Below are 12,181 nucleotides of genomic sequence, written 5' to 3'. Positions count from 1 at the left end.
ACTTCCGTTCAAATTGCCAAGTGAGTTAGGGGCTAGGCAATCGAAAGATAATTAAACACGAAAGTGGAGTGATTGTTGTAGCGATGTTCAAGACAAAAACTATCTAAAAGTAGGACGCAAGTCATACGAGGGAGGTAGGGTAACATGCTGGAAGAACCTTTCTGGTATTTTTTAAGTATTTATACCGGGCATATTATTTGACATTCTAATTTGATAAAAACCGAGGTTTAATCCAGTTTTAGTGAAGTAAACCTCATATTGTAATGAGATATTTTCATTAAAAGCCACTGAGAAACTACATATTTTAAATGGAAGAAATAAAAAACTTTTTAACATTAAATAAGAATAATATTCAAATAGATTGATGGACAACATTAAATAAAACTATCAATACTGACATGTGCACGCCGTTATCATAGCAAAATATGAAAATTTTAACGCCTTTCAATTATAAAGCAAGATTGAAATTAGCTTTATAAATCAGAATAATTAGATTGCTATTTAAAATAGATTTTACTTAAAGAATTACAATTAAAAATAGCAAGATTAAGTTATAGTTTGCGATTTATACCCGACTTAGCTCTTTCTTTAATATTGGTTTGGATATAAATCTGGTCAGTCGTTGCGATTTTAGAGTGGCCCAAATCTTCAGACAAGTGTTTCAAAGGCCTGTGCTGCGCATCATGAGTTGCACCTGTATGCCTTAACCAATGAGAAGTCGCAGCCTGGAGATTTTCTGACTCTTCCTGAAAACCATCTTCATTCAGTTTTTTTATCGCAAGATCAAAGCTCTCCTGAACGATGCGACGAATTTGTCTTACATTCATTCCCCCGCTTCCTCTCAGCTTATGAATAATGGGATGTGGCTCATCAACACGGGGGAGGGAGCTCAAACCACGGCTCAGGCGATAACGTTTAAGGTAATCAATAAAATCTTCGCTCAATGTAACATCCCTGAGCTTATTGCCTTTTCCCATAATACGTAAAAACCAAAACCCATCCTGATCTTGCCAAAAATGACTCATTACCGGTGCCCATTGCGGTCGTTCAGACAGTTCGGATATACGCAGGTACAATCCCTTTAAACATGCGAGGGTAAACAGGTTACGCTCAAGCTTGGGGTCCTTTTCGCAACGATCTTTTGTAACGCCGAACACATATTCCCACTGTAAATCACTAAGCGTGTCAGGCAGCTTAATCTGTGACTGGACCACCAGATAGGGACTGTTCTTTTTAACCACAGGAACAAAATTTGTAAAAGTTCTCTCTTCCAAAATTGCAAATTTATAAAACACATTGAGCGCTGTAAACATAGATGCAAGTGTTTGCTGACTAACTCCATTAGCCTTGTAAACAAAGGGACGCCAGTTTGGATTAACTCGTCTAAAGCCTTCAATATCCTTAAATCGCCATTGTACTGAATCTGCTACCCACTCATCTTTTGTTTCAACAACAAACTCAACATAGCCCTCAATGTCCTCTCGTTTCAAATCGAATACCGAAGTCTGTTGAATACACCAGGACCACAGATAAAAGCGCTCAATCTCATTGCGAAAGCGATTAAAAGTGGCTTCTGATTTACGACCATATACGTACAAAAACTGATAAAGAAATGCTAGATCACCTTTACACCGTTCGGGATCAAACACGTCATTTTTCAAAAAGTGGTCAATATCAGGGTACTCAGTTGCCAGTGTATTGTCTTCAAGATGCGCAACTAAATATCTAAGCTGCCTGAGTGTGTCAACGAGAGGCGTCATAAGGTGTGTATAACACTGATTATTTAAACAGTGGTTTATTCTGACCTAAGCATTTGGAGATTGCAACGGTCTTATCCCACTAAAAGGAAAATTACCCACCCATTGACTGGTTCTGTTCGGGCAATTACACCGCGACCTTTCTATCCGACTGCTTAACGTACTCCAGAATGATGAGAAGATTACAGATGAACCATAAATCTTTGATAATAAACAAGCCCAGTCCATCTATCACTGTTGCATCGGAAAATCCCCCGTCAGCGGTAAACAAGAATGTCTGAGTCATAACGAATACCGCACCGGTTCCGGCCAGACCAGCCAGCATAACAATACGCTTGTTGAGCCATACTCCCAACCCAAGAACAATGGCAAAAACCAGGTCATAAATACCTATTAAGTCAGATGCCTGCTGTACGCTAAACAAGGTATATAACCAGCCCATGAAAGGCGAAGTTTCAACAAGGGGCACGATTGCTTTTGCTTCAAGTTCTAAAAACTTCATACCACCAATCCAGAATAAAACAATCGCAACTGGAATGTAGTTCAGTAATACATGGGTACGGATATCTACACGTGTGCCAAAGCACAAATAGAATGCCAAAGGCAAAAGCGCAAAATACTTAATAATACCCTGGCCCGATCCGATTACAGGAAAACCACCGTGCTCTGCTATCCATCGGCTTGAATCGAATAAGGTTAATAGCATAATAACACTTACGATAATGAGTAAGAAAAATTGTGGTCTACGAAAAGAAGGTAATATTGGCGATGAAGTCAAGGTGATCCCCGTGGCTAAAAACAACACGCCTAAAAATAGGCCAAGATTTGACGTAGAATATATATCAGTTAGCGAATAAAAGCCTAACGCCTTTTCTACATATCCAGAATGACCTCCGAGCATAAAAGAACTGCCAATCACAACCAGACTGGCCGCAATGACAAAAGCGATTAGCTTGAAATTATTTGAGTGAGACATAGTGTTCCTGAAGTATTGATTGTCCTTAGGAGACCGGTAAAGACAATATTTATTTCACGAGCTCTCAAATTAGTCTTTTAGCCTACTGAGATGAGTAAAATATACATCGAAGTTCTTTTGACTCTTTGAGTTCACATAAACACAGAGCGGGCAACCACCTGAGGACCAGCAGCTCACCCCCACTTATCTTAACAAGAAAGCAGGGCAACTCATTGCCCTGCTTAAATGCAAACCTCTTTGAGGTATTTGTTAGTTTGTTTGTGCCTCCAGGCTAACACCATTGTATGATGAATAGCCGCGCAGCATGATGTGATAGGTACCTGCAGAAGGGTTATTCACAGTACACTCTTCATTGTTACCATTTTTGTAAGGGCGACAATCATAGGTCGTGCGAGTAGGTTGCGCATTTGCGCGTACATACAAATCAGCGTCACCTGAGCCACCGCTCATGGTAAAGGTTACTTTGCTTACGCCATTGCTTACGTTAAACGTGTAGAAAGTTTCACTACCTGATCCACCGCTCAGGCTAGTTTTTGCAACGCCATCTTGTAGTTCATTACCACCGCCACCATTGAGCGCTGCATCTACAGCTGCAGAAGCATCAATGATACCCGTACCACAACTGCTACATGTAGCTGGGAAACTGCGTGTTGTACTTTTCAAAATACTTTCAACTTCGTCCGGCGATGCTGATGGTTTGGCTTGCTTGATCAGCGCAGCGACACCTGCAACATGCGGTGCTGCCATAGATGTACCCTGAGAATATGCATAGCTGTCACTGGAAGGTGTATTGCTGCCGGTGTTATAAGTTGACAGAATACCTTCTGGATCATTAGCAAAACTCTGCGCGCCACCTGGTGCTGCTACATCGATATTTGATCCGTAGTTAGAGTAATAAGCTCGGCCGCCATTACGACTTACAGAAGCAACATTGATAATGCCTGAACAGTTACCCGGATTGAAGTTTGCAGAATTTGCGTTGCTATTACCCGCCGCGATAACAATAGTTGCACCATTTGCACGCGCGGTATTAATCGCACTCTGTGTGGTAGAACTACAAGCCCCCTGACCACCCAAACTCATATTAATGACATCCGCCGGGTTCGCGTTTACCGGCACGCCAGATACTGAGCCACCTGATGCCCAGATGATACCATCAGCAATATCAGAGGTCAGACCGCCACATTTGCCAAGTACTCGAACAGGTACTACTTTCGCATCGTATGCTACGCCCGCGACACCTTCACCATTATTTGACACAGCCGCGACAGTGCCTGCTACGTGTGTGCCATGCCAGCTTGAGCTGCGCGCGCTGTGAGTATAACCACACTCGTTTGCAGAAACGGCATCACCAGGATCGCGTGCATCACTATCACGACCGCCGCCATCATTAGCCACAGACAAATTAGAGATCATGTCATAGCCTTGCAAAATATTTGGATTCAGGTCAGTGTGAGGGCGATAACCAGTGTCCAGAACAGCTACTACCACGCCATTGCCAGTTGATTTGTCCCAAGCTGCTGGTGCGTTAATGCCACCAGCAGATTCGAAGTAGTGCCATTGATCTGAATAGCGCGGATCGTTAGGCGTTGCGAACGGCAGAAGCATTTGGTCGATTTCAATATATTCGATATTGCCTGTTGATGCTATTTCCCGCATCAGGCTTTGTGCTTCTGCCGCTGTCAATGTCTTATTAACGCGCATAACATGGTGGTTGCTTAATGCCATCTTACGAACATACTTGGTTTGCAGTGAAGCTTTCTTTTTACTTTTAAAGGTCTTCACAAAACTCTGAGCTCTCGCGTTCATCATTGCTGGCGACATATCCGCATCTGAAATAGACATGAGTTGGTTGCTGTTATCTTTATACTTGATGATAAATTGAGTACCAGCTGTATTCTGACCTTCAATTTTCTGGCTCAGTTGCGTCATGTTTGCAATGGAGTAGATTGCTTCAACGTCATTTGCGAATGCATGGGTTGTAGCGAACATACCTGAAACAGCCAGCGCGATGGCTCCAATTTTTAAATTATTAGTTGTCATAATAGTTTTTCCCTAGATTAGTTGTTGTTCCTTCTATTCATAATCAAGTACAGAAGATTCACAACTGTAAACACATGGTTACCATCACTTTAAATTACTTTTGGCTATATAAAGTGCAATTCGGGTTATAAGACATGACTTAATTTCACTTACCTCATTGTTTTGTAATATTTTATCGCCATACTAGAGATTGATTGTGATATATTCTTCATGTAAACAAATATAAATGCATAGTAATATTTCATTAGCATTTTGAACATTTTAATGTCGAACATTTCAGCGTAATACAGCTAAGATTGCCTTTTTAAGCTGAGTTCCAAATTTCACAGTCAAGCGGATTTCACTCTTGTCATAAACCAAGATCCTGAGTCGAACGCGCTTCCCGCTGATGCGTGTTATCGCCTGTAACACGCAGAAATCCGAGCATAAAGTAAACAGGAGTTTGTCAAAATGCGCATACCTTTTATAGTTACAGAGTTATATTAAATACATAGATATACGTATATTTTTGCTCTGCTAAGAGAAGCCAGGATAAAAATTAACTGACACTTATCAGGGAAGGGGAAATTTCACTGCGCTTAGATAAGGCTCACTTTCACTAAGCCCCATTAATTAATGGTTTTTAAAACAAGGCAGCATCAAGATTTGATACCGCCTCAAAATTAAATAAAGATTAAGACCTCTTTATAATCCTCGGCATTGCTGGGCATCAAAGTCGACTATGATGCTGGTATTAGCAGTGTCACCAGAGATCTTAAGATAAGACCAGTACTCACTGCCTGATGCAATTTGAATACACTCAGTTGTGGTACCTGAATTCGACTCTGCATCTTTATCATTATCACTTGGCCAGCCGCCATTTTTATACAGTATATGTAAGTTACTCGTGCCATGCGCCGTCGTGATTGCCACATTTTGTGCAGATGACACATCGCCGATCGATAACCAAACGGTGCCATCTCCGCCAAGGCATTCAGCTTTACCAGCATCCAGGCGACCTCCACTTACCGGTTGCTGCGTCGCACATGCATCAGGTACCGTGCCACTCGTATCTTTAGGCATTATCTCGACGGTATAATCCTCTACTTCCCCGTCGCCAATAGTGCCGCAAGCACTTTGAGCCGCGCCATTATACTTCATGGCAATACGTAACCTGGCTTTAGCGCCAGCCATATTTGCGGGGACATTAATTGTTCCTGTTACTTCACCTTTGCCTGAAACATCTGTTAAAACCTGCTCAGATTGTTCAAACTGACCGTTATTGTTGAAATCTATCCAGGCTACCCAGTGTTCAGTGTAGTTACCACCCGGTGTGAAGGTAAACTGGTTGTCACCCTCTGTCAGTTTGATGGTCTGTGCTGAAAAATCGCTGTATCCATTCGCCTGTGAAGGGTTACTAAATGTGCCACTTTGAACATTTGCAATCCATTCATAGCGGGTATTACCACTGGCAGAGCAATATTCGATACCTGTAATGTCGACTACCGCTTGTGCACTATGGCTTAGCCCATCGTTATCAGTCACTTTTAACGTGGCAGTATAATTTCCTGCCTGAGCATAGGTATGCGTTGGATTGGCATCATTGCTTGAATTACCATCTCCAAACTGCCACAGGTAGCTGACGATATTACCGTCGGTATCTTCTGAACCAGCACTACTGAATGTAACAGACTGACCATTCATAGCAGAGTAGGGGCCATTGGCCTTAGCAGTAGGTGCAACGCGATCTGATTTAACTTCAGCCGTGGTAGTATCCGTTGAGGTATTTCCGTCATTATCTGTGACGGTTAACTTAACTGTATACACGTCTGTATTTTGATAAGTGTGTATCGGATTCGGCGAAGTCGATGTATTACCGTCACCAAATTCCCATAAATGCCTAGCTATGCTGCCATTCGCATCATTTGAGCCTGAGGCGCTAAACTGAATTGCTTCGCCAATAATGGTACTGTAGGGTCCATTTGCTTCGGCGATTGGTAACTCAGAGTTTGCCGCTCGTTCATAATAAACAACCAATGATGCGTCGCTATACTCAAGGAAAGGATCTATCATAATGTTCAGCTTACCGCCACCTGCGTCAAATTCGCAATATTCGCTGTGCCTTGGTGCACTGAAAGGACCGCAGTCATGATTATCCGCAGTAGGAATAGAATTTAAACTAACGTATGCGTCCGGATCTCCCTGGTAGCCACCCGGCATGACCGCAACAGTGCGCAAAGCATCTGATGGAATATCAAATTGATAGGTTTTTGGTTCCGCGCCTTTCGCAGAGCTTAGACCTGTTACTTCAGCTAAAAACACGCGCTCACATCCATTACACAGTGTATCATCTGTACCAGAAATTACGCTGAGCGTCGCATTAGAGTATGCGCTAAATGCATCGACGGCCGCATGGTAAGACTCCTTACTTGAAGGGGCAGAGATTGTGACCAGCTCAGGTGAGCCAGCACTTCTGAATGAGATAAAATCAGCGTCCCAGTTATCTCCATTTTTTACCGGCGCTTTACCTTTAGAGACATACATATCCGGGTCTTCATCATAACCATCCAGGTAAAAAGCGACAGCCTGAGTGCCTGCCGGAACCGTGATCTCGTAATTGTCAACATCACCTTTTTGACCAGAAAGATTAGAAAATGACTGGATCACATCCCCCTTAGGCGGTAATACTGCGCCAGAAGTACCATCCCAGGGGTGGTCTGCATTACTGGTATATTCTTCAAGGCCTGTTGCGATCAGGTTTGCATTGGACCATAGCGTTGCCCTGGCCGGACCATGAAGCGCAGCGGTCATTCTATCCACTTGGTCCTGTGTGAACATGGCATAATTATCCGAATAATGCATAAAGTTTTCGGTGTTTGTTGGCTGATCCAGGCAATTCTTTGCATTATTTTGTAATATGCTGCTACTCATTTGTGGTGTATCACATGATCCATCACCTGTCGCGTTACAGAATGCCTCAGAATGGATTGTACATACATTGCCGTCAAACGTGTGGGGCAGGTTTAACCAATGACCAAACTCGTGAGTTAGCACAGAGCGGAAGTTTTCATTGGTATTAGCGCCGACATAGTCCCCGTTATAAACAACACGAGAAAGCCCATCTTGCGACATGCTTAACTGAGGGTACCAGGCAACACCTGAGTTGTTGGTTGAACCATCATCATATAAGTCTTGCTGAATATAAATATTCATGTACTTAAAGTTATCCCAGGCATCGGCGGCAATCTGCTCGTCAACACCGCTGCCTTTACCGTAGCCTGCTTTTTGCGGATGGCGCACGATGCCATTGGTAGGCTGACCATTTGGATCTTTTTTAGCGAGCACAAATTCAATATTCAGATTTTCGCGTATCGCCTGAAATTCTGCCGCGATAGGACCGTCATCGGTGATCAGACCCAGAAAATCCTGATTGGATTTATTCAGTCCATCAATCACTTTTTGCTCGGTTAAACAATAGGTACCTGACTCACAGTTGTACCTGTCGCCATAAATATGCACGACCACGGGGATGTAATAGCGCCCGGGAATACCATTGCCGTTTTCTGCCGCCAAATCTTCCTGATTAGCCAGAGATGACATAATTTGCGTCGCGAAACTGGAGCTAATCAACTGCTGTCTGATATTTTCTTTTTGGATAGATGACCAATCCTGTGAATTGTGGTCCGTCCCACAAATCTGGCCTTCATGGGTATGACCTTTGGTCGAAGTTGTACTTAAAAGCAGTGAGTCTTTAGATGCAGCCAAGTTTGGCTCTAAAGATTGACCGGCCAGAGCCGATCCACACGTCAGCGTCGACAGCGCTATTAACATAGCATGGCTAAGTTTATTTCTGGCCGGTGTCTTTGCCAATACCTGTTTAGCAAAAGGCATAGTATTCTCCTGTTGTAGATATATTTGTTAACAAGGTGATGAGCAATGCGTGTTCTCTTATTCACCAAGCAACTTGTAGTGTTATTATTTTTACCGTATTCAGTACTCTGTTGATTTTATGAAACTTTACAAAAGTGCATTCATATCAGACACCTGACTATAACACCTCAACAGCTGGTGGATTTCTGTACGTCATGAAAGCTTTTTGTAACTTACATGAATGAAATTATATTGTATACAGTATAATTTAACATTTTGCATAATTGTTATTTTGGTGAGGTAAGGCAGGTCTGCAATAAAATGAGCTAATGGGTTGTTTTTAGTGCTTATGTTGGTTGGTCAGATAGAGGAGGTGAATGGCATGACTTTGCCCAATTTTCTATGGTTTGTTTAACTGAATTAAAGCCTGGTACGCGTAACAATCGCTCTATTATTTGAGTTTGATGCTTTGTGGGAACACATTAAAATAGTAAAAGTTAAAATGATTGGGAGATTGCAAGGAAACTACTTTATGGCAGGCGCTAACGAATTTGATGGATGGAAAAAGCACTACAGTTGGGAACACTGTAAACTTGGAAATGAACAGTATGGAAGATTCATAAGTTCTTACATAAAGGCACAAAAAAGGCCCTTTACTCTGAACATCAATGGTACTTGGGGCATAGGTAAAACACATTTCCTTCGCCAGCTCTATACACAATTAAGATACATAGATGAAGCACCTGTTGTATATATCAATGCCTGGGAATCTGATTTCTCAAAAGATCCATTACTCGTTATAGTCAGTGAAATAACTTCACAATTGGTAGCACAACACGAAGGCTACAGGGCACATGAATATGAGCAAAAGGTGAACGAAACCGTTAAAAAGATATGGAATTCGATGTTAGAGATAGGCGGTTGCGCGGCGGCTCTTTCTGGCTTGGGTCCTATATATACGCCAGCAAAAGACCTGCTAACTGCCAACACAGCTAGTGACAAAGAGCATAGCTTACAGTCACTGTATCCAAAGCAAAGAGGGGCCGTTAAAAGTCTAAAAGCGTTCCTAAGTGAATATGCAGAAGTAATTAACAAGAAGCAAATAGTTGTCATAGTAGATGAACTTGACCGGTGCAGACCTAATTATGCGATTGAGTTACTTGAAACCATAAAGCACTTTTTTGAAATGCCTGGCTACATGTTTGTAGTCGCCACAGATACTGAGCAGTTGGGACACTCGATAAAAGCCATATATGGAGCTGATTTCAACGGCCAAGAGTATCTCTCTAGATTTTTTAACCGCAGTGCAAAGCTGCCAGAGCCAGACAAATTTACTTTTAGCAAATACCTTGTTGAGTCCTCGCAAATAGCTCAAATGTTGGAAGAACTTCAACTGCCGCTCAAGCTTGAGAAAGAAACTCCCTTTGTGCACATAAGTAATATTCTGGCATGTATTGGGACGATATATCAGCTTTCATTGAGAAGAATGGAGCAATTGTTTGCAAAATTTGAATCCATAATAAGTTACATCGGTACGAACACTTATTGTGACTGTCATCTAATGCTCCAATTACTTTGCGAACATGATCACCCTGAATACATGTATTCTTATCTAGAAAAAAAGCTTAGTAAAAGGGACACAGTTGATGAGAAGCTGCTTGTTAAATATCAGCAAAAGAGGTCTTATGGTAAGGAAGGTTCTGCCGGCTATGCAAAAAAGGTTAGAAAAGAAAGCAAAGATTATTTATATATCGCTGACTTATTCGCCTATATCTTTATCTTGCATTCAGAGTCAGCTGGCGTTAGGAGGGCGACAATTTCTGAGGCATCAAAAGATGACACTCAATGGAGGAAACTGAATCAAGTTGCTCCAATTAACGAACCTGAAGCTTTCGTTACAGTTGGCTATTACCAGCTGTTTACCGAAAAAGCTCAATTAAACACGATGCAATTTGAAGACTACTTTAGATATGTGGAACTCGCTGCTAACTTTGAATAGCATTCTATGAAATGACAGTGATTAATATTAAGCAATTCAGTTTTGCACAAGGTTAAAGACCGATACTGGTTAGTATCGGTCTTTACTTTACTAAAAGTCACCATTACCAAAATCGACCACCGACAGCATTGATAATTGACGATAGAACGATATTACGAAAGGTTCTTCTAGCGCCGAGTAGGAAGTTTAATAACCATAAACATCAGAGCTGGCGAATTACGGATAAGCATCGTTAGCAAAATTGAATGCCAATTTATACCTTTAAGTAAGAGGCTAGCCATTGTCGATACCGGTATAGGCTAGATTACACAGGTACTCTGAGCGCTTAAACCAGAGAACAAGGCAATTTAACATAATATAAATTATGGGATGTTTGATTTAGTGGAAAATCACTCTATTTTTTCGACCTGTTACAGCACTTAAAGCGACAAGATTGAAGGAAATCCAGATGACCACACCAACCGACGGAATTCGGCAAGCCGAATTGCGTTCGGTTTTGGTGGTCACCAGTGACCCCCTTTTAAAACCCATGTTAATCGCCACAAACAAGAATGCCCGAGCCTGAAACAAGCTGTTCAGCTTCAAACGCCTTACGCTGATTCAAAAGAGACGCGATTTCTTCTGACTGGTCAACTAAGCGCTCCAGCAACGGCAAAACATCAGAAACATCTGCGCCACCGTTCAGCGAAGCAAACAGGCCATGAGACAGTTCACAGTGCATGGTAGCCAGCTCTGTAACTTTTTCGCATGAAATTATTTTATGGATAAAATCCGATACAGCAGCATCAGAGTTCATTACTGGGCTTAAAGTGGTAGAATTGGTTTGCATATTAAAGACTTCCTATTTTTAATGTGTAAGGCCTTTAGGGGTGTTGCCGCACCCCTATGGCCAACTGGTTAGCTATTCTTGCGAACAACATAGCTCATGTAACGCTTGAGTTCAGAACTCAAGGGTAAATCACTAAACTTCTCAGAGAACATTTCTTTCAACTGAGGGTCAAGCTTAAAGTTGAAAGTCGTGTCCAAATCGAAGTCTTCCTGATAATCCGGAAGCTCAGGCTTAGGTTCAACAGTCTCCTGCCCCGAAGCCCTCCTAAACTTCAAAATATTGTTTATAGAGTCCTGAGGCGTCGAGGGAGCGTGTAAAGCCCTCGATTGGTAATCAAGCCTTCCCAACCCCAAAGATCGGCTCATAAAGTCTCTAAGCTCGAAGCTAGGAGTCACATGATTGGACTTGCAGAGCGCCGAGAAGTCACTTTTAAGCTTAGAATTGACCCTAAATCGGCACAAAACGACCTCTTTAGACATCCATTATCTCCCAAAAGAACACACAAGGTAAACACACAATATCAGAGAAAACCGATAAATCAAGAAAAATGTGTTTACTTTAGTATACCTTGGGTTTATTTAGTGTTGACTGAGTTGATACCTTGTTGACACCAATATAAAACAAAAAAACATGAAAAAAGACAATAAAAACAAACGGTTAAATAAAAACACAAAAAACAAGACTGTCAAAATGGGACTAGAGTCCACTATTAAAGTATGTGGACTCTC

At 41.9% G+C, this 12,181-nt stretch carries 7 protein-coding genes; 1 reads left to right on the top strand and 6 read right to left on the bottom strand.

The features are described 5' to 3' along the window. Positions 1-551: 551 nt before the first annotated feature. From AT705_RS22255 to AT705_RS22240, 4 genes are all read right to left on the bottom strand, one after another. Entirely contained in the window at positions 552-1,760 is a 1,209-nt protein-coding gene (locus AT705_RS22255) for a tyrosine-type recombinase/integrase (RefSeq protein ID WP_058798527.1), read from the bottom strand. A gap of 124 nt (positions 1,761-1,884) precedes the next feature. Further along, positions 1,885-2,733, bottom strand: a complete 849-nt coding sequence (locus AT705_RS22250) for a DUF417 family protein (protein WP_058798526.1) — start codon at positions 2,731-2,733, stop codon at positions 1,885-1,887. A gap of 249 nt (positions 2,734-2,982) precedes the next feature. Further along, complete coding sequence (locus AT705_RS22245; RefSeq protein ID WP_058798525.1) at positions 2,983-4,776, bottom strand: S8 family peptidase; 1,794 nt, start codon at positions 4,774-4,776, stop codon at positions 2,983-2,985. A gap of 684 nt (positions 4,777-5,460) precedes the next feature. Next, on the bottom strand, positions 5,461-8,646 hold the full coding sequence (locus AT705_RS22240; protein ID WP_058798524.1) for a M43 family zinc metalloprotease: 3,186 nt from the start codon (positions 8,644-8,646) through the stop codon (positions 5,461-5,463). Between the two features lie 511 nt (positions 8,647-9,157). Here AT705_RS22240 and AT705_RS22235 point away from each other — a divergent pair. Beyond that, on the top strand, positions 9,158-10,624 hold the full coding sequence (locus AT705_RS22235; protein ID WP_058798523.1) for a KAP family P-loop NTPase fold protein: 1,467 nt from the start codon (positions 9,158-9,160) through the stop codon (positions 10,622-10,624). 532 nt (positions 10,625-11,156) lie between these two features. Here AT705_RS22235 and AT705_RS22230 read toward each other — a convergent pair. Together AT705_RS22230 and AT705_RS25430 are read right to left on the bottom strand one after the other, a co-directional pair. After that, positions 11,157-11,453 carry a hypothetical protein gene (locus AT705_RS22230; protein ID WP_058798522.1) on the bottom strand — a complete coding sequence of 99 codons (297 nt, stop codon included), beginning with the start codon at positions 11,451-11,453 and terminating at the stop codon, positions 11,157-11,159. A gap of 68 nt (positions 11,454-11,521) precedes the next feature. After that, on the bottom strand, positions 11,522-11,728 hold the full coding sequence (locus tag AT705_RS25430) for a hypothetical protein (RefSeq protein ID WP_157576951.1): 207 nt from the start codon (positions 11,726-11,728) through the stop codon (positions 11,522-11,524). Positions 11,729-12,181: the final 453 nt, after the last annotated feature.

This window comes from Pseudoalteromonas rubra (assembly GCF_001482385.1).
Taxonomy (GTDB): Bacteria; Pseudomonadota; Gammaproteobacteria; order Enterobacterales; family Alteromonadaceae; genus Pseudoalteromonas; species Pseudoalteromonas ardens.
This window is presented reverse-complemented; position numbering and strand designations above follow the sequence as displayed.

Bases quoted from the DNA above. Each gene is read 5' to 3' on its own strand.
- AT705_RS22245 (WP_058798525.1), bottom strand. From the start codon at position 4,776: ATGACAACTAATAATTTAAAAATTGGAGCCATCGCGCTGGCTGTTTCA.
- AT705_RS22235 (WP_058798523.1), top strand. From the start codon at position 9,158: ATGGCAGGCGCTAACGAATTTGATGGATGGAAAAAGCACTACAGTTGG.
- AT705_RS22255 (WP_058798527.1), bottom strand. From the start codon at position 1,760: ATGACGCCTCTCGTTGACACACTCAGGCAGCTTAGATATTTAGTTGCG.
- AT705_RS22230 (WP_058798522.1), bottom strand. From the start codon at position 11,453: ATGCAAACCAATTCTACCACTTTAAGCCCAGTAATGAACTCTGATGCT.
- AT705_RS22250 (WP_058798526.1), bottom strand. From the start codon at position 2,733: ATGTCTCACTCAAATAATTTCAAGCTAATCGCTTTTGTCATTGCGGCC.
- AT705_RS22240 (WP_058798524.1), bottom strand. From the start codon at position 8,646: ATGCCTTTTGCTAAACAGGTATTGGCAAAGACACCGGCCAGAAATAAA.